Origin of the sequence: Streptococcus infantis SPAR10 (genome assembly GCF_000279535.1) — a bacterium.
GTDB lineage: Bacteria > Bacillota > Bacilli > Lactobacillales > Streptococcaceae > Streptococcus > Streptococcus infantis_I.
This window is the reverse complement of the sequence record NZ_ALCH01000005.1, coordinates 1-18560: the sequence shown is the minus strand read 5'-3', so window position 1 is coordinate 18560 and position 18560 is coordinate 1. Positions and strand designations below refer to the sequence as shown.

Annotated in this window: 24 protein-coding genes; 11 read left to right on the top strand and 13 right to left on the bottom strand. The window is 38.9% G+C overall.

Annotated features, from left to right (window positions below; translation table 11 throughout):
• The 7 genes from SPAR10_RS08715 to SPAR10_RS08685 all read right to left on the bottom strand — a co-directional run bounded on the left by SPAR10_RS08715 (window position 1) and on the right by SPAR10_RS08685 (window position 7313).
• Entirely contained in the window at window positions 1–699 is a 699-nt protein-coding gene (locus tag SPAR10_RS08715) for a 3-oxoacyl-ACP reductase (RefSeq protein ID WP_004253094.1), read from the bottom strand.
• On the bottom strand, window positions 692–928 hold the full coding sequence (locus tag SPAR10_RS08710; protein ID WP_000141907.1) for a DUF2829 domain-containing protein: 237 nt from the start codon (window positions 926–928) through the stop codon (window positions 692–694). Before SPAR10_RS08710 ends, SPAR10_RS08715 begins: the two co-directional genes overlap by 8 nt.
• A 92-nt stretch (window positions 929–1020) precedes the next feature.
• Window positions 1021–1947: an aldo/keto reductase gene (locus SPAR10_RS08705; protein ID WP_004253092.1), complete on the bottom strand. Its 927-nt coding sequence runs from the start codon at window positions 1945–1947 to the stop codon at window positions 1021–1023.
• A 103-nt stretch (window positions 1948–2050) separates the two neighbouring features.
• The gene (metG, locus tag SPAR10_RS08700) at window positions 2051–4048 is read right to left on the bottom strand and encodes a methionine--tRNA ligase (RefSeq protein WP_004253089.1); all 1998 of its coding nucleotides are present in this window, start codon (window positions 4046–4048) and stop codon (window positions 2051–2053) included.
• 134 nt (window positions 4049–4182) lie between these two features.
• Window positions 4183–5439, bottom strand: coding sequence for an ABC transporter permease (locus tag SPAR10_RS08695; protein WP_004253087.1), 1257 nt, complete (start codon window positions 5437–5439; stop codon window positions 4183–4185).
• 1 nt (window position 5440) lies between these two features.
• Complete coding sequence (locus tag SPAR10_RS08690; protein WP_004253086.1) at window positions 5441–6142, bottom strand: ABC transporter ATP-binding protein; 702 nt, start codon at window positions 6140–6142, stop codon at window positions 5441–5443.
• Window positions 6126–7313: an efflux RND transporter periplasmic adaptor subunit gene (locus SPAR10_RS08685; protein ID WP_004253084.1), complete on the bottom strand. Its 1188-nt coding sequence runs from the start codon at window positions 7311–7313 to the stop codon at window positions 6126–6128. The genes SPAR10_RS08690 and SPAR10_RS08685 overlap by 17 nt, the downstream gene beginning before the upstream one ends.
• Window positions 7314–7551: 238 nt before the next feature.
• On the opposite strand from SPAR10_RS08685, the gene gor reads away from it, so the two are divergent.
• Window positions 7552–8898, top strand: coding sequence for a glutathione-disulfide reductase (gene gor, locus SPAR10_RS08680; protein ID WP_004253083.1), 1347 nt, complete (start codon window positions 7552–7554; stop codon window positions 8896–8898).
• Window positions 8899–9038: 140 nt separating this feature from the next.
• Window positions 9039–9578: a biotin transporter BioY gene (locus SPAR10_RS08675; protein ID WP_004253081.1), complete on the top strand. Its 540-nt coding sequence runs from the start codon at window positions 9039–9041 to the stop codon at window positions 9576–9578.
• A gap of 51 nt (window positions 9579–9629) precedes the next feature.
• On the opposite strand, the gene SPAR10_RS08670 is transcribed toward SPAR10_RS08675, so the two are convergent.
• The gene (locus tag SPAR10_RS08670) at window positions 9630–9845 is read right to left on the bottom strand and encodes a YdbC family protein (RefSeq protein ID WP_004253080.1); all 216 of its coding nucleotides are present in this window, start codon (window positions 9843–9845) and stop codon (window positions 9630–9632) included.
• Window positions 9846–9937: 92 nt separating this feature from the next.
• Here SPAR10_RS08670 and SPAR10_RS08665 point away from each other — a divergent pair, with 92 nt between their 5' ends.
• A complete protein-coding gene (locus SPAR10_RS08665) occupies window positions 9938–10258 on the top strand; it encodes a hypothetical protein (protein ID WP_004253077.1) in 321 nt (106 codons plus the stop codon).
• Window positions 10259–10287: 29 nt separating this feature from the next.
• Here the strand turns inward: SPAR10_RS08665 and SPAR10_RS08660 are convergent, their stop codons facing one another.
• The 5 genes from SPAR10_RS08660 to rpsP form a co-directional block, all read right to left on the bottom strand.
• A complete protein-coding gene (locus tag SPAR10_RS08660) occupies window positions 10288–10626 on the bottom strand; it encodes an ATP cone domain-containing protein (RefSeq protein ID WP_004253071.1) in 339 nt (112 codons plus the stop codon).
• A gap of 12 nt (window positions 10627–10638) precedes the next feature.
• Window positions 10639–11358, bottom strand: a complete 720-nt coding sequence (gene trmD, locus SPAR10_RS08655; RefSeq protein WP_004253068.1) for a tRNA (guanosine(37)-N1)-methyltransferase TrmD — start codon at window positions 11356–11358, stop codon at window positions 10639–10641.
• On the bottom strand, window positions 11348–11866 hold the full coding sequence (gene rimM, locus SPAR10_RS08650) for a ribosome maturation factor RimM (RefSeq protein ID WP_004253065.1): 519 nt from the start codon (window positions 11864–11866) through the stop codon (window positions 11348–11350). The genes trmD and rimM overlap by 11 nt, the downstream gene beginning before the upstream one ends.
• 144 nt (window positions 11867–12010) lie before the next feature.
• Window positions 12011–12250: an RNA-binding protein KphA gene (gene kphA / locus SPAR10_RS08645; protein WP_000379617.1), complete on the bottom strand. Its 240-nt coding sequence runs from the start codon at window positions 12248–12250 to the stop codon at window positions 12011–12013.
• Between the two features lie 19 nt (window positions 12251–12269).
• Window positions 12270–12542, bottom strand: a complete 273-nt coding sequence (rpsP, locus tag SPAR10_RS08640; protein ID WP_004253064.1) for a 30S ribosomal protein S16 — start codon at window positions 12540–12542, stop codon at window positions 12270–12272.
• A 479-nt stretch (window positions 12543–13021) separates the two neighbouring features.
• Between rpsP and SPAR10_RS08635 the strand changes: the two genes are divergently transcribed.
• The 8 genes from SPAR10_RS08635 to SPAR10_RS08600 all read left to right on the top strand — a co-directional run bounded on the left by SPAR10_RS08635 (window position 13022) and on the right by SPAR10_RS08600 (window position 18487).
• Window positions 13022–13618, top strand: coding sequence for a hypothetical protein (locus SPAR10_RS08635; protein WP_004253062.1), 597 nt, complete (start codon window positions 13022–13024; stop codon window positions 13616–13618).
• Window positions 13619–13620: 2 nt separating this feature from the next.
• Window positions 13621–13836 carry a helix-turn-helix transcriptional regulator gene (locus SPAR10_RS08630; RefSeq protein ID WP_004253057.1) on the top strand — a complete coding sequence of 72 codons (216 nt, stop codon included), beginning with the start codon at window positions 13621–13623 and terminating at the stop codon, window positions 13834–13836.
• Window positions 13837–14044: 208 nt separating this feature from the next.
• Window positions 14045–14254 (top strand): hypothetical protein, encoded by a 210-nt coding sequence (locus SPAR10_RS08625; protein ID WP_004253056.1) that lies wholly within the window; start codon window positions 14045–14047, stop codon window positions 14252–14254.
• A 112-nt stretch (window positions 14255–14366) separates the two neighbouring features.
• A complete protein-coding gene (locus SPAR10_RS08620; protein WP_004253055.1) occupies window positions 14367–15110 on the top strand; it encodes a DeoR/GlpR family DNA-binding transcription regulator in 744 nt (247 codons plus the stop codon).
• A gap of 13 nt (window positions 15111–15123) precedes the next feature.
• Complete coding sequence (locus SPAR10_RS08615) at window positions 15124–15942, top strand: Cof-type HAD-IIB family hydrolase (RefSeq protein WP_004253054.1); 819 nt, start codon at window positions 15124–15126, stop codon at window positions 15940–15942.
• Window positions 15943–16007: 65 nt separating this feature from the next.
• A complete protein-coding gene (locus SPAR10_RS08610) occupies window positions 16008–16814 on the top strand; it encodes a peptidylprolyl isomerase (RefSeq protein WP_004253053.1) in 807 nt (268 codons plus the stop codon).
• Between the two features lie 26 nt (window positions 16815–16840).
• Window positions 16841–17080 (top strand): zinc-ribbon domain-containing protein, encoded by a 240-nt coding sequence (locus SPAR10_RS08605; RefSeq protein ID WP_004253050.1) that lies wholly within the window; start codon window positions 16841–16843, stop codon window positions 17078–17080.
• A gap of 111 nt (window positions 17081–17191) precedes the next feature.
• The gene (locus tag SPAR10_RS08600) at window positions 17192–18487 is read left to right on the top strand and encodes a hypothetical protein (protein ID WP_004253049.1); all 1296 of its coding nucleotides are present in this window, start codon (window positions 17192–17194) and stop codon (window positions 18485–18487) included.
• Window positions 18488–18560: the final 73 nt, after the last annotated feature.

Below are 18560 nucleotides of genomic sequence, written 5' to 3'. Positions count from 1 at the left end.
CTACTTCAAGCTCCAGCCACCATCAATAGTCAAGATTTGTCCTTGCATGGCGCTTGCTTTTCCACTTGCTAAAAAGAGGCTAACTTCAGCTATTTCACTTGGCTCAATCCAGCGTTTGATAGGCGTTTCACTAGCTACCCAGTCTGCTAAGCCACCGGGTTCAAAGTCCGCAGCAGTCATGCCAGTCTTGACAGCACCTGGAGCGATCCCAAAGACCTGAATTCCATCTTCAGCATAGTCTAGAGCCAGCTGCTTGGTAAAGCCTGCTAAAGCATGCTTGGAGGAAGTATAAGCGTGACCGCCACCTCCTGCTAGGCTAGAAGCAATGGAACACATATTGATAATGATCCCTTGCTTCTTCTCCAACATTTTAGTCAGACAATGCCGTGTCAGCTCTACCGGAGTCACATAGTTGATTTCAAAAACCTCCTGAATCTCCTGAGCGCTTTGCTCAAGAAGCGGTTTGTAAGCATCCAAGACTCCAGCCGTATTGCAGAGAACATCCACCTGAGGGCACCAGTCGAAGATTGGTGTCAAATCCAAGGTTAAGTCTCGCTGTAAGAAGTGAAAATCGCCTGGCAACTGAGGATCCGCTACCTGATCCACTCCAAAAACCTGATAACTTTTTTCTAAAAAGAGTCGAGCTTGCGCCAGACCAATCCCTGAGCTCACGCCTGTAATCAAGACCCGTTTAGTCATGTACTTCCACCCAATCCGTCGCTAAGACATCACAAGGAGTTGGACTCCACATAGAAAAACCTTCCCCTTCACCAGATACGTTGATGAGGAAATAGGGTGTCACTTCAAGGGCGACGCCATTTTGCTCGATGGTATCAAAAAGCTGCACATAGTTTTCAGCTCCACCCCAGCCAATACGCACGTATTTCTTTTTTGCCTTTAATCCAGGCAGGATTTCTTCAAATGTCATGTTTCTCTCCTTAATAGTTCTCTTGTTTTATTATAACAAAAAACCGTTTTGCAACGGCTTTTTGACTGTGATTTCTTAAAATGCATTTTTTCCTATGGCAAATCATTCCCTGCTGCGAGGTAAATCTCATACCATTCTTTTCGAGTTAGGTTAACATTACTTGCTTGGCTTGCTTCTATCAAATGTTTAGGGTTAGTTGTTCCTACTACTGCCTGCATCTTAGCTGGATAGCGTAACACCCAAGCGATAGCAATAGCTGAAGGGCTCACACCGTATTTTAAGGCTAATCGATTTAGGACTTGGTTTAGTTGTTGAAACTTCTCATTGCCGACAAAATTCCCTTTGAAATATCCGAACTGCAAGACTGACCAGGCCTGAATAACCATGTCATTTAATTTGCAGTATTCAAAGACGCTACCATCACGCAAAGCTGCCTTGTCACCTTCCATATTGACATGGAAACCTGATTCAAATCCTGGCGTGAAAGCTGCGCTTAGTTGTAATTGATTGATAGATAAAGGTTGTTTGACCTCTTTCTTCAGTAATTCCATCATCATAGGATTTTGATTGGACACACCGAAGTCTCGAACTTTACCTGATTTGTGTAGAATTTCAAAGGCTTGGGCCACTTGATCAGCTTCCATCAAAGCATCTGGACGATGGAGAAGCAAGCTATCTAGATAATCAACCTGCAATCTTTTTAGAATCCCGTCTACTGATTCTAAAATATAATCTTTTGAAAAATCAAAATAGGTAAATTCTTCTATGCGAATGCCACACTTGGACTGGATCCACATCTTTTCTCGCAGGTCAGGACGATGCTTTAACACTTGACCCAGTAATTCTTCGCAACGACCTCCACCGTAGATATCTGCCAAGTCAAAGGCATTGATTCCTACAGATAGGGCTGTTTCAACCAACTCCTCAACCTCTTTAACCGACTTGTCACTGATTCGCATCATGCCTAGAACGATTTCGGACAATTCTCTTTTCTCTTGACCAAATGGAATATATTTCATGGCAATTTCCTCCGTTTTTCTTCATTATAAAGTAGAATGCCACTTTTATCAACTGATACCTTACAAAAGAAAAGAACCAGTTTAAACTGGTTCTTTTTAAATCTTAGCCAATCACACTTCCGTTTGGTACAGCTTGATCAACTGTTAGAAGGGTTAATTTTCCATCATGTTCAGCTGAGAGAATCATCCCTTGGCTGACATATTTTTTCATCATTTTACGTGGTTTGAGGTTGGCAACGATTTGTACTTTCTTACCGACCAATTCTTGTTCGTTTTGATAGTATTTTGCAATACCAGAAAGGATTTGACGGTCTTCACCATCTCCAGCATCCAAGCGGAATTGAAGCAACTTATCAGAACCTTCTACTTTAGAAACTTCTTTGACTTCAGCAACACGAATTTCAACCTTGTCAAAGTCTTCAAACTTGATTTCTTCCTTGTTTAGTTTGAGTTCGACTTCATCTGGATTCCATTCTTTTTCGACTGCTGGCTTGTTGCCTTCCATTTGTTCCTTGATATAAGCGATTTCTTCTTCCATATCCAGACGTGGGAAGATTGGTGTTCCTTTGGCAACTACGGATACACCTGCAGGGAAATCAGCCAAGCTCAAGTTCTCAAGGCTAGAAACTTCTGCTAGACCAAGTTGTGTCAAGACTGCACGACTGGTTTCCATCATAAATGGCTCAATCAAGTGAGCTACGACACGAAGGCTAGCTGCCAAGTGACTCATCACACTTGCCAATTGGTCACGGTGAGCTTCATCCTTAGCCAGTACCCATGGAGCTGTCTCATCGATGTATTTATTAGTACGTGAGATAAGAGTCCAGACTGCTTCAAGTGCACGTGGATAGTCAACTGCTTCCATGTAGGTATTGTAGTCAGCAATTGATTGTTCTGCCACTTGAGCAAGTTCATTGTCAAAGTCTGTTACACCTTCTACATAGGCAGGGATTTGACCATCAAAGTACTTGTTAATCATTGAAACCGTACGGTTGAGGAGGTTTCCAAGGTCGTTTGCCAATTCATAGTTGATACGACCTACATAGTCCTCTGGAGTGAAGGTGCCATCTGAACCAACTGGAAGGCTACGCATGAGGTAGTAACGAAGTGGATCGAGACCATAGCGCTCTACCAACATTTCAGGATAAACGACATTCCCTTTAGACTTAGACATCTTGCCGTCTTTCATGACAAACCAACCGTGGGCAATCAAACGGTCAGGCAATTTAACATCCAACATCATAAGAAGGATTGGCCAGTAGATGGAGTGGAAACGAAGGATGTCTTTCCCAACCATATGGAAGACTGTTCCATTCCAGAACTTATCAAAGTTACCATGTTCATCTTGACCATAACCAAGAGCTGTCGCATAGTTAAGAAGTGCATCGATCCAAACGTAGACGACGTGTTTCGGATTTGATGGGACTGGTACACCCCAGGTAAAGGTTGTACGAGATACTGCTAAGTCTTCCAAACCTGGCTCAATGAAGTTACGCAACATTTCATTAAGGCGACCATCTGGAGTGATGAAGTCAGGATGTGATTTGAAAAATTCGACCAAGCGATCTTGGTATTTGCTGAGGCGAAGGAAATAAGACTCTTCTGAAACCCATTCAACCTCGTGACCTGATGGAGCGATACCACCCGTCACATTTCCATCTTCATCACGGAAAACTTCCGCAAGTTGGCTTTCTGTAAAGAATTCCTCATCGGATACTGAGTACCAGCCAGAGTATTCACCTAAGTAGATGTCATCTTGAGCTAGCAAGCGTTCAAAAACTTGTGCTACTACTTTTTCATGGTAGTCATCTGTGGTACGGATGAATTTATCGTATGAGATATCAAGCAATTTCCAGAGTTCTTTAACTCCAACTGCCATTCCGTCAACATAGGCTTGAGGCGTGATGCCAGCTTCTTCTGCTTTTTGTTGAATCTTTTGACCATGCTCATCAAGACCAGTCAGATAAAAGACATCGTAGCCCATCAGGCGTTTGTAACGTGCTAGGACATCACATGCGATAGTTGTGTAGGCAGAACCGATATGAAGTTTACCAGATGGATAGTAAATCGGTGTTGTAATATAAAAATTCTTTTCAGACATAATATTTCCTTTCCAGGCTAATGAAACCTGTTTTTCTAACACTTCATTATACCACATTTTTAGTGATTTTCGATAGAGAAATCCATACAAAAACAAGACAGACAAATGTCTATCTCGTTTTTTTATCTTTTAAATTATTCATAGCGAAGAGCTTCGATTGGATCAAGCTTAGAGGCTTTGTTGGCTGGTAGAACACCGAATATCATACCGATACTAGCTGAGACAGCTAAACTAAAGAGAGCGATTGGGATGGATACACCAACTTCGATTCCTGCAATCAAGTTTTGAAGAAGAACCCCTGCAAGCATAGTCACCCCTGCAGCAAGCAGTAGACCAACGAATCCACCTAATAAGGTTAAAATCATGGATTCAATCAAAAACTGAACTAGGATATTACCCCGAGTTGCTCCTAGTGCTTTCCGTAAACCAATCTCACGGGTACGCTCTGTCACAGAAACAAGCATAATGTTCATAACACCAGTACCACCAACAAAGAGGGAAATCCCTGCAATAGCACTAATAATCGTTGTTATGAAGCCAAAGAGTTGTTGAACTTCTTGGAAGGCAGCAGACGCATCTGCAACTTGATATTCCCCTTGTTGAAGACCTGCAATCTCTGTCATTCTTCTTGCCAACTCTGGACCCAAAGTCTGAGTCAAGCTCGTATCGTTAACACGGAAGACAATATTTGAAATCTCGTCTGTGTTAAAATTAGCTGCCAAGGAAATATTGGTCGTGATTGGTAGTCCTCCAACACCAAATGCTTTGGCTGCCTTGGCTTCCTTACTTGCGTAAACACCAATAACACGGTAACTGATTTCATTTACTTCAACAATTTGGTTGAGGGCTTCTTTTGCAGAACCAAAAAGGCTATTGGCAAGCTCTTCATCTAAAATGATCACACTTGCAAAATCTTTATAATCTTGTGCTTTAAGTCCACGACCTGCAATAATTTCATTTTCGACCGCATCCATATAGGTGACATTCCCACCCGTCATGTTAGCGTGTTCGACCTTTTTATCCTTATAAGTCAAGGTCACATTGGCTGAGTTGGTTACATAGTAGCTGTCCACACCTTTTAGTTTGGCAGCTTCTTTAACCCAAGATTCTTGAGGTTTTGGTGGTTCAACAAAATCTTCTTGACCGCCAGACAAGGTCAGTGCAGATTGTCTTTGTGTAAAGGAACCGTCCTTACTCTTGGTAGGTGAGAAAAAGACATGGATGTCTTTTTGAGACTTGGTCATGTTTTTATTGACCTGACGAGACATAGAGTCACCCAAGGCCATGATCACGACAACTGAGGAAACACCGATGATAATCCCAATCATGGTCAGGAAGGAACGCATCTTGTGGGCCAAAATGGATGAAAAGGCAAATTTCAGATTCTGCATCTTAGTTTTCCTCCTTTTCTACTTGAGCACTGTCAGACGAAATGATACCGTCACGGATGACAATCTGACGCTTGGCATAGGCGGCAATTTCAGGCTCATGCGTTACCATAATGATGGTTTTTCCTTCTTTGTTCAATTCAACTAAGAGTTGCATGATCTGATTACCCGTTTTGGTATCCAGAGCTCCAGTTGGCTCATCAGCCAAGATAATAGATGGATTGTTGACAAGAGCTCGTGCAATGGCAACCCTTTGTTTCTGCCCCCCAGACAACTCCGATGGCAAGTGATGGCTACGCTCAGTCAGTTCAACCTTTTCCAGATACTCTTCTGCTAATTTGCGACGTTTTGAAGCTGAAACTCCCGCATAAATCAAGGGAAGTTCGACATTCTGGAGAGCATTCATTTTGGACAAGAGAAAGAATTGCTGAAAGACAAAGCCAATCTCTTGATTTCGCACCTTGGCTAATTGTTTTTCACCCAAACCAGCTACTTCTTTTCCATCTAGAAAATACTGACCACTTGTAGGGGTATCCAACATACCGATGGTATTCATGAGGGTGGACTTACCAGAACCAGATGGTCCCATGATAGCCACGAATTCTCCCTCGTGAACTTCAAGGTTAATGTCTTTGAGAACTTGAAGCTCTTGATCACCATTTCGATAACTACGGCAGATATTTTTGAGGCTAATTAGTTGCTTCATCAGTCTTCACCTCTTTTCCTTCTTGCAAGGAAGCTGTCGGATTACTGATGACTTTTGCTCCATCTGTCAGACCAGATGTGATTTCTTGGTTTTCTGCATCTGCATTGCCCAATCCAACTTCAACCTTTTTGGCCTTTTGATTTTCATCAAGAATCCAAACATAGTTTTTATCTTCTTCCATGACGATACTTGTAATAGGAACAAGCAATGCTTTACTCATACTTTTCACTTCGACACTGACAGAAAAACCTTGTTTCAAATCGCCAATTTCACTAGTTACATCGACCGTATATGGGTATTTAGAACCTGTGTTTGAACCAGCTAAGCTACTACTTGCTTCGCTACTGTTCTTTGGATAATTTGAAATATAGCTAATCTTACCATTCCAAGTTTTATCTGGGTAAACCTTTGAAGTAAAGGTAACTTCTTGGCCTACAGATAGATTGGCAAGGTTGTACTCAGAAAGTTCTCCCTTGACCTGCAAGTTGTCGTTACTAACGATATGTACCAATACTTGGCTATTTCCTGTTGGAGATTTTGAAACATTACGATTGACTTCGACAACTGTACCTTCTACTGTACTCAAAACTGTAGCGGCATCCAACTGTGCCTGGGCTTTTTCAAGTTGTGCCGCTGCATCTGCACGAACATCACGCGCATCACTGATTTGTGAATCGATAGAAGCTGTAGCTGATGTAGAAGATTGTGCTTGGGTTTGGTCCGTAGCGCCTTCAACCCCAGCTTGAGGGAGCACAGGTGTTGCTGCGGCGGTATTTCGAGCCTCATTCAATTCATTGATATGACGGTCAGCTTTCGCAACTGCACGACTGGCAGCATCATAGGCAGCCTGAGCTTCTGTACTACTATACTTAGCAAGAGCTTGGCCTTCACTTACCTTATCTCCGACAGAGACCGAAACCTCATCCAAGTCACCTTTACTAGCATCATAATAAACATATTGTTCATTTTGAGCTGTTACGGTACCAGATAAGAGAACTGTTGAAGCCACTGATCCCTCTTTGGCAAGAACGATTTTTGCAGTTTCGTCTTGTGTTGCAGCTTGATTTGGTTGTCTCAATAGAAGAACAGCAGCTGCTCCTACTACAAGAACTGACGTAACTCCTATAGCTGTAAATAGGGGCCATTTTTTAGCTTTTGACTTCTTTTTCATATCCATACCTCTTTTATAAACATATATTAAGATTATAGCACAAGTCATAAAATTGGACAATTGCTTTCTGTCCATCCAAAAATAATTGCCAAATCTTTTATTGTTGTGTTAGTTATATAATACAACTTCTTTTTTATTTTTGCAAGCATTTTCTTAAAAATTTTAAACGTAGTAAATTTTTGCATTGACTTTCAAAAAAAGATAGAATATGACTAGAAAACAAGTAAAGGAGCTTTCAATGAGAAAATATGATATTATCGCCATCGGAGGAGGTAGCGGGGGTATTGCTACCATGAATCGTGCTGGCGAACATGGTGCTAAAGCCGCAGTTATTGAGGAAAAGAAATTAGGGGGAACTTGTGTCAATCTCGGCTGTGTCCCTAAAAAAATCATGTGGTATGGAGCCCAAATTGCAGAGAGTATCCACAAATATGGACCTGACTATGGTTTCACAAGCACTGACAACGAATTTGATTACGCAACACTTCGTAAGAATCGTGAAGCTTATATTGATCGTGCTCGCTCGTCTTACGATGGAAGCTTCAAGCGCAACGGGGTTGATTTGATTGAAGGACGTGCTGAGTTCGTTGATGCTCATACTGTCAGTGTTAATGGCGAATTGATCCGTGCTAAGCATATTGTAATTGCGACTGGAGCTCATCCTCATATCCCTGCTATTCCTGGTGCTGAACTAGGTGGTAGCTCAGATGATATCTTCGCCTGGGAAGAGTTACCTGAATCGGTAGCTATTCTAGGTGCTGGTTACATTGCTGTAGAATTAGCTGGTGTACTCCATACACTTGGTGTAAAGACAGATTTATTTGTCCGTCGTGAACGTCCGCTACGTGGATTTGATGGCTATATCGTTGAGAGTCTAGTTCAAGAAATGGAAAATACAGGACTAAACCTCCACACCCATAAGGTTCCTGCTAAACTTGAAGAAACTGAACAAGGTATTACCATTCATTTCGAAGATGGCAGCTCTCATACTGCCAGTCAAGTTATCTGGGCAACTGGTCGCCGTCCAAATGTTGAAGGACTTCAACTCGAAAAAGCTGGTGTTACCCTCAATGAACGCGGCTTTATCCAGGTTGATGAATACCAAAATACTATCGTTGAAGGTATCTACGCTCTTGGAGATGTCACAGGTGAAAAGGAACTGACTCCTGTCGCTATAAAGGCTGGTCGTACCCTATCCGAAAGACTTTTCAACGGTAAAACCAATGCTAAAATGGACTACACGACTATTCCGACTGTAGTTTTCTCACACCCAGCAATCGGAACAGTCGGTCTGACTGAGGAAGAAGCTATCAAAGAGTACGGCCAAGAAAACGTTAAAGTCTATACTTCAAAATTTGCATCTATGTATTCTGCCGTTACTAGTCACCGCCAAGAAGCTCGCTTCAAGCTCGTAACAGCTGGTGCAGACGAAAAAGTAGTTGGCCTTCATGGAATCGGCTATGGCGTTGACGAAATGATTCAAGGTTTCGCAGTTGCTATCAAGATGGGAGCTACAAAAGCTGACTTTGATGCTACTGTCGCTATCCACCCAACTGGCTCAGAAGAATTTGTGACCATGCGTTAAAAGAAAAGAGAGACCCCTTGGTCTCTTTTTTACTCTAAATCGGCCGTTACAAATTTGTAACCTTTTATTTTAAAATAGGTTGACATTCATATCTCATTTAGTATAATAGTTACTATAATTTATAGAAGAGGTTAACTATTTTGAAAAAAGCACACATTTACGCTATTCCTGCTATTGGAGCGGCTCTTATTGCAGTATTGGCCCAAATTAGTATGCCGATTGGTCCAGTTCCTTTCACTCTGCAAAACTTTGCTATTGGACTCATCGCTACTGTTTTTAGACCAAGGGAAGCTGTTCTCTCTGTCGGACTCTATCTCTTACTTGGAGCTATTGGTCTTCCGGTATTTGCTAACGGTGGAGCTGGATTTCATGTTTTAGTTGGACCAAGCGCTGGTTATCTTTGGTTCGACCTTGTCTATGCAGGGCTTGCTTCCTATCTCATTCACACCAATAGTGGTGTCCTACGTATTTTCTTTGCAAATCTCTTGGGAGATTCACTTGTTTTTGTTGGTGGTATTCTCAGTCTCCACTTCTTAGCTGGAATGCCTTTTGATAAAGCACTGGCTGTCGGTGTTATTCCCTTTATCATACCTGATCTTGCCAAAATTGTAGCCATTAGCTTCATCAGCCGACCACTACTCCAACGTCTTCGTACACAAGCTTATTTTTCAAGCAAATAAAAGAGGCAGGGATTTTCCCTAACCTCTTTTTAATTAATCTTAGATGAAAGTTTATTGATTCTTAAAAGCATCCACCATGATTTGAAATTCTTCATTTGAGAGGGTAATTCCTTTCCCCATCTTGGTGTGGTCAGGACTCCAGCTACGAATGTCAAACTTCGCTGGTGCACCATTAAAGCTGACACGATTGATTTCTTTGGTCCATCCTTTTTCATTTTCAGATAGAGTTAGCAAATGTTCTTCAATTTCAAATGTAAATTCTGCCATGTTTTTCTCCTTTTTGTTCTCAATTGATTATTCGAAAAATCTTGTAGATTTCATAAAATTTTTATATAATGATTAAAAGAAGGGAGGCCGGAATGAAAGATTTATTAAAACAGGCTTTGCAAAAAGTTCATGATTTTATTAATGGACATGAAGATTCCATTCCTGAAAAAAGCGATCCCCTAATTGCTAGACTTGAAGAAGCCCTAGCTAAAAAAACAGCTGTACACATTATTTTTGCTGAGTCAAGTTTTACAGGCGATATTATCAAGTATGATACTGACCGCCAACAAATTATTGTTAAAAATTTCGCCAAAAACGTCAGCCGTATTATTCGAGTGTCGGATATTCGAAGAGTAACTTTCGTTCCTTCTACTATCCAAACGGCCCAAAAAAGAAGATTTAAGAAAGAGTGAGATGCTTCTATCATCTCACTCTTTTTATCTTAGCGAATTTGTTCAAAATGAAGGTGAACAGCGATGTGGTCGCCATAACCACTTCTCTCCAAATCACGTTGCAAACGATAAGAGATATAGTGTTCTGCGATTGTAATGTAGCCAGCACCAAGTAAGCGGTGCTCAACCATTGATTGAATCATACTGATAGTCGCACGTTCTACTTTTGCTTCTTCTAAATCCAACACAACTTTTTTAGTAACTTGAGCTAGGTTTTGGCGCAAATCGTCAGTCAAAACATAGACTGTCTGAGCCGCCTTAAGGATAGCTTGGTAGATTTTATCTGGATCAAAATCAGCGACTTGTCCATCACGTTTAATTACTTGCATAGTTTTCTCCTTTTAATTGTTATTTTCTTTAATTTCTGCTAACATTTTCTCTTCTTCTGCTGTCAGTTCATACTCTTCCAGCAAATCAGGTCTACGTTGGTAGGTTTTCTTAAGACTCTCATAGAGTCGCCATTGACGTATGTTTTCATGGTGTCCACTCATAAGCACATCTGGGACTAACATTCCACGATAATCGTAAGGTCTTGTGTACTGAGGATATTCCAAGAGTCCTGATGAAAAGCTATCATCCTGGTGACTAGCTTCCTTGCCGATAACTTCTGGAATCAAGCGAACCGTCGCATCAATCATAGTCATTGCTGCAAGTTCTCCACCAGTAAGGACATAATCTCCTAGAGAAATTTCATCAGTTACTAAGGCCTTAATCCGCTCGTCATAGCCCTCATAGTGACCACAGATAAAGATAAGCTCTTCTTCTTGCGCCAAATCCTCAGCATAAGATTGGTCAAACTGTTTTCCAGCTGGATCTAAGAGGATCACGCGCGGATTCTTTTTTTCAATCGCATCAAAGGCATCAAAGATGGGTTGCGCTCGTAGGAGCATCCCTTGACCACCGCCATAGGGTTCGTCATCCACATGGCGGGCCTTTTCAGCGTAGTCACGAAAATTATGATAGTGGATATCTAAGAGACCCTTTTCTCGAGCCTTTCCAACGATGGAATGTTCTAGGGGTGAAAACATTTCTGGAAAGAGGGTTAAAATATCAATCTTCATCGTCTAACCCTTCTAAGAGTTCAACGTCCACACGATTATTCGGAATATCTATATTGAGAACTACAGGCGGGATATAAGGTAAGAGTAGGTCTCGTTTGCCTTTGCGTTTGACTACCCAAACATCATTGGCTCCAGGCTGAAGGATTTCCTTGATAGTTCCAATCAAGTTATCTCCCTCATAGACTTCTAAACCGATAATCTCGTGGTAGTAAAACTCACCATCATCAAGATCATTGAGATTTTCCTCAGCAACCTTCAGACTGTGCCCCTTATATTTTTCGATATCATTGATATGGTACATATCTTTAAACTTGATGATATCGAAGTTTTTTTGTTTACGGTGGCTTGCAATGACCACTGTTCTCACAAACTGATCTTTTTCATCAAATAAGGCAAGCTCTGCCCCTTTTTTAAAGCGTTCTTCAGCAAAATCTGTCACTGACAAGACTCGCATTTCACCCTGCAAACCTTGCGTATTGACGATTTTCCCAACGTTAAAGTAGTTCATCTTGTCTCCTGTATCTGTTTCTCCCTTTATTTTATCATGTTACAGGGATTTTCACAAGTTGGAGAAAGGGATAACGATTCTTTAATTATGAAGAACATTCATGGATTTTCTTGCAAAAAAAAGCGAGACCTTGTCCCGCTTTTCTTATTTTTCGTCAATAACGATTCTTACTTTTTTGTCTTCAGTTGGGACAGAGTAGACAATCGTTCTTATCGCAGAAATAGTGCGACCCTTACGACCGATTACACGACCCACATCGCTCTGGTCAAGATCCAAATGATATTCCAAAAATTCTGGTGTATCTTCAATCTTGATAGTTAAGGCATCTGGTTGTGAAATCAAAGGTTTCACAATTGCAATAATGAGATTTTCAATCGTATCCATCTGTCAACCTACTTTAAACTTATTTTGAGAATTTAGAATCGTGGAATTTCTTCAATACACCTTCTTTTGAAAGGATGTTGCGAACTGTATCTGAAGGTTGAGCTCCATCAGCCAACCATGCCAAAATACGGTCTTCTTTCAAAGTTACTTGGTTTTCTTCAACAAGTGGGTTGTAAGTTCCAACTGTTTCGATGAAACGTCCGTCACGTGGTGAACGTGAATCTGCTACGTTAATACGGTAGAAAGGTTTTTTCTTAGAACCCATACGAGTCAAACGGATTTTTACTGCCATTTTTAATATCTCTTTTCTTTTATTTTTTATTTCGGTGAAATAGCTAAGCTATTTAGCACATGTTCTATTATAACAGATTTCTGAGAGGTGTCAAGAAAAAAACTTGACAGACTTTAAAATTTTTAAATTTTTTAGACTAATAGGGATAAATTAGAAAGAAAAAATGAACTTCTACACCTACAAAGCTTATTCTGACAGACTTTATAACAGTCTAAGAAAAAAAGTAGAGATCCATACAGTATCTAGATTTTCCAAATATTCTTTATCATCAAATATTATTAACAAAACTATCCAAACCAAATCCGATGCATTGCTTCAAAGAGTTCTTTAGTTGTTTGACTAGCGAGGTCTTTAATTAAAAAGTTTTTTCAAATAATTTCCTCATTGGCACATAAATTCTTGCTTTCCAAATTTAAATGTGATATATTTATAACATAAATTTAAGTGTTATATATTTATAACATAAAAAGGAGTCTATCATGAAAAAAAGTCAAAAAATGCGTGGCCTCATTGCAATGATTGCCGTAGCTCTCTTTATTGATTTTATTGTTTTATTTGGTTCTAATCTTAGTTGGGAACCCAAGTTAGTTATTGTTGGTATTTCAGCGTTAGGTCAGATTGTAGCTATTTGGAGCTGGCTACATATGAAACCACGGCCTCATAAGAGTCAGAAAGATAAGGGGAAGATTATTTTTGACTTGTCTGCAAAGCTTTACTCGATACTTATTTTTGCAGCTAGCATTTTTTATACAGTAGGGATTTGGCTTGCGACCCCAAGCGTAAGTTCTGGTATTAAAGAATGGATTTTGGGAATTGGCCTCGTTATTGAAGTGATTGTATTTGGTTTTTTCTGTTTGAAAAATGTCAAGGAAACTCCGGACGAACGCTTTTATGCTAATTTAGCCAAGGCAGCTAGCTTGATGTTTGTTTTTATACTAGGCGCACTGATGATCCTAGCAGTTATCATTGGGTATATGGGGTCTCTCACTCTTTACATGGGCCAAATATTTATTAGCATAGCTGCCTTGATTTGCATCTTTGCGGTTGTCTATGTTATCTTAGAACGTAGAGGATAAGCATGGCCAAAGAAAGCAATATTATTACTAATCTCAAATCTGTTCGTGAGTCCACAGACATGACCCAGCAAGAGTTAGCCGACCTCATCGGCATGCGACGCGAGACAATTCTGCACTTGGAAAATAATCGTTACAATCCTTCGCTGGAAATGGCTCTTAAAATTGCTCAAGTTTTTAATCTGAAAGTAGAAGACCTCTTTGAACTCAGACAGAAATAGGAAGCATAATTCTTTTCGAGACCTAGTATTAAGTTCATTGATTCATTAGGAATTGAAGCCGAAAGAAAAAATCCTTTGAAAATATACTCTTTTAAAATATAGTAATTCTTATGGCATTGATATCCCAAAACATTTAGATACGCTTGTTGAAAAAGGATATGCTATTATCGAAACCGCCTTTGACTCGCTTTACCATCTAAATGCTACTATGAAAAAGAGTATCCTTAAAAAGAAGGGTGTTACTGGACTCTCCAAGATGAAGGCCACCGAATTGAATCAAGCACTTCATGATCATTTTTCAGAAGAAGAATTAGCTAACCGCTTTTCGATTCGTGGCTATAAACTAACTCCAAAAGGTGAACAAGCTCTCAAAGACCATCAAGTAATCATTGACCTCCATCCTAAAAAGAATCTTTAATCAACCAAAGCTGGTTGATTTTTTTGTAATTTTTTAAAACACTTACAAATCATTACAATTATTGACAAATGCTTATAAAAAGAGTATAGTATTAAAAAAAGGAGGAATTCCTATGTACCAAGAACAACGATTAGAAGAAATCATAAAACTTTTAGAGGATAGAGGAAGTCTGTCAGCAAAAGAAATGGTTGACCATTTCCATGTTTCCAAAGATACCATCCGTAGAGATTTTTCAATTCTCGCAAAGGAAAAACGAGCAAGAAGAACTCATGGAGGTTTATTGCCAATTCAAAAGCAAAGGATTCTTGATTTTCAAGGTAGAGCAGAACAATCTTCTAAAGAAAAAGAGAAAATTGCTCATTTAGCTACCCAACTCATTTCTGATTCACAACTGATATTCTTTGATGTTTCAACCACTATACTTGAGTTAGCAAAAATTATAGATAAAAAAGTTACTATTTTCAGTCATTCATTAGATAACGCACTTATCTTAGGAAATAATGAAAATGTCGATTTTCATATTCTCGGTGGAAAATTTCATAGACAGAATCGTTTTTATTATTCACTAGAAGAATCCAATACTTTAGAGGGAATTAGATTTGATGTAGCATTTTTTGGCGCTGCTAGTCTTTCAGACGGACAAGTTAGTTTTGAGGATCAAGAAGATGTTCTCATGAAAAAAAGAGCATTTAAAACTAGTAAAATTCGCGTCTTGTTAGCTGAAACAGGAAAGATAAACAAACACTCTCATTTTATACTTTCTGAACTAGCTGATTTTGATTACTGGATTACAGATAAAGAGCCTGATGTAGAAATACAAGAATCTTTAGATGGTAGAACAACAATACTATTTTAAAAAGGAGCAAAATATGTCAAGAATTAAATTAATTATGAGTGACATTGACGGCACTATTTTGGATAAAAATCACCAATTAGATTCTTATTTGATAGAACTGATGCCACTTTTAAAACAATGTAATATTCCTTTTGTTCTAGCTTCTGCTAGATCTCCTCTCGGTATAGCTCCAATTTCTAAAGAACTTGGCATCACCGACTGTCCTATTGCCTGCTATAATGGAGCACTCATCAGTTTAGGAGATAAAATCCTAAGTCAGTATTCTATTGATAAAAGCGAATTGCTCTTACTTCATGACTTTTTGAAAAAAGAATTCCCGACAGTTTCTATAAATGTTTATTCTGGAAAAGATTGGCTTGTGAATACTATTGATGAATGGGTAGAAATCGAAGCAACTATTACTGGAGAAAGTCCAAAAGTTACATCTTTAGCAGATTTTATAAGAGACGAGAAAACTCTTGTTCATAAACTTTTGCTGATAGATAATACGGATACCATACAGAAACTTCAAAAAACCTTATCCTCAATAGATTTCCCTCAAACCGACTTCTATCTCTCTAAAGATAACTATCTAGAAGTTACACATAATCAAGTATCCAAAAAACAAGCTCTGTTAGAATTAGCAAATTACTATCAACTTCCCCTTACCTCAATTATGACTCTCGGTGACAATTATAATGATATTCCCATGATTGAAACCGCAGGGCTAGGTATAGCCATGGGGAATGCTCCTAGAGATGTCAAAACTTGTGCAAAAGCAGTTACTGACTCTAATGAACAAAATGGAGTAAGTAAAGCTATAAAGTTACATGTGTTAGATAAATATTCTTAATTGAAAATTTGAAATCCCCTTTCTTTTACGGTACAATAGTAAAAATGATTTTTGAAAGGACTAATATGAAAAAATTAGCTACACTACTACTCATTTCAACTTTTGCTCTTGGTGGATGCACAAGCATCCAACGTGCACTTCGTGGTGATGATTACGTGGATTCTAAAATTGCTGCTGAAGAGAGTTCGAAAGCTGCTGCCCAAGCAGAAAAAGATTTGAAAGACGCCTTAACAAACGAAAATGCTAACTTCCCTCAACTTTCTAAGGAAGTAGCTGAAGATGAGGCTGAAGCTATCCTTCACACAAGTCAAGGTGATATTCGTATCAAACTCTTTCCTAAGTTAGCTCCACTTGCGGTTGAAAACTTCCTTACTCATGCTAAAGAAGGTTACTACAATGGTGTGACTTTCCACCGTGTAATTGACGGCTTTATGGTACAAACTGGGGATCCTAAGGGAGATGGAACAGGTGGTGAATCTATCTGGCATGATAAGGATAAAACCAAGGACAAGGGAACAGGTTTCAAAAACGAAATTTCTCCATATCTCTATAATATCCGTGGTTCTCTATCTATGGCCAATACTGGTCAGCCAAATTCAAATGGTAGCCAATTCTTTATCAACCAAAGTACAACAGACTATTCATCTAAACTTCCTACAAGTAGCTATCCTAAGAAAATTATCGAAGCCTACAAAGAAGGCGGAAATCCAACTCTTGATGGAAAACACCCAGTCTTTGGTCAAGTAATCGATGGGATGGACGTTGTAGATAAAATTGCTAAGGCTGAAAAAGATGAAAAAGACAAGCCGACTACTGCTATCACTATCGATAGTATCGAAATTGTTAAAGACTACGATTTCAGTAAACAATAACATCATTAGTTATAAGGAGATGTAAAATGATTCTATTTTGGGGGTCAAAAGGTTACCAAAAAGTGTTGGGACATACACAGACTACTATCGAATGTGGCCATTGTAACAATGTTGATACTTGGGAAATTACGGAATATGGACGCAAGTTCACTCTTTATTGGATTCCACTCTTTCCTTACGGAAAAACTTATTTCGTTTCTTGTCCGATTTGTCACTACGGTAAAGAAATCCAAAAATCTGAGATTGAACAATATTTAAACTATTAAAAAAAGACAGGTCATTCGGCCTATCTTTTTTATTTACACTTTTATGTAAACGCTCTCTTTTCCACTTCAAATATGATATAATTTAGTCAATAGAAACGAGGAGGTTCTCCTATGAAACCATACAAAATTAGTGTAGCTCGGCTCAGTCTTATCATGATAGGATACTTTATCTTTAATTATGCTTATTCGATTACTTATGATTCCGGAGGTTTTGCTTTTATATCCATGGGGAAAGAACTTATCTTTTCATATGGGGCAATTGTGCTAGGAAATATTTTTATGTTTAGAGATATTTCAAAATTAAAAGCCTCCTTTGAAGATAATGCGTTTATTCAAAAATCTTCTACAATACAGTTAGTCCTAGCTACAATTGGATTTTTTATGCAAATAATAGGTTTCAAGGGAGCTCCACTTAATTACATTGATAATTATCCCGTACTGGTTTGCGCAAGTATTGTATACTCTATCATTATCATGATTGCTATTTATCAGACAATAAAGCTAGGGCAAGAAAAAGATAATGCTACCATAGCTGGCTTTATCTTTGGGGGGATGATCATTTTTCTCACTATCATAGCACTAGTTATAATCACTTCTCCATCAATTAAACACACTACTAAACACACTACTCCTTCTTTCGCTGAAGAATTTCAATCACTTGGGCTTAAAGGAAAGGTTGAAGTAGTTGATAAACACAGAGAGATTGAAGCATTTTATGGAACAGCCTACAAGCTAACATATACAGAAAAATTATCCGATGGAACTATTTTAAAAGAAACTACTACTGCACAAATTCAAGGAAGAAGTGGAGAACATTTATCAAATTTCTTTCTTCTTTCAGGAACAGATCTTGAAACACTTCTTAACGACAAAGAAAAGGCACTGTTTCACACTGTCAAACAAGATGAATTCAGTTTCTTACTAGATGTATACAAAGAAAGACCGAATCTACAACAAGAAGAAGATAGTATCAAAAATACTACTGCTGACAAAATAAATAAGCTTTTTGATACACCAATAGCTTCTAGTTTTAAATTTGGAAAATATCCAATAGAAAACTACTATGTGGCAATTATGGCGCAGGCTGTCAGCAATCGAGAAAAAGGAGATTCTGACGCAGCTGGATTTTATAATATTACAACAAAAGATCTCATGAAAAACAAAGGTCTTACTCTCGATTTTGATTGTGACCTTTCGATTATAAAGGCAGAAAATGGTAGTCCTGTGGACGCCTTTAAGGAAAGAATCTTATCTTTACCAAAAAATTCATTTTCCGATGGAATCTATAACATCACTAGTTCCTATGATGAAAATGGAATAAAAAAGAAAGTTACTTGCCCATTTGTTGTTGAAGATGGTGTGGGACACTTTGAAGAGGATGAAATCGTGGGAAATCAAACCAATTAGTTATTTTTGATACAAAAACTAGGAGATAGCATTATGACTTCTACTAGTTGCAATCCTCGTAAAAAAAGCACGT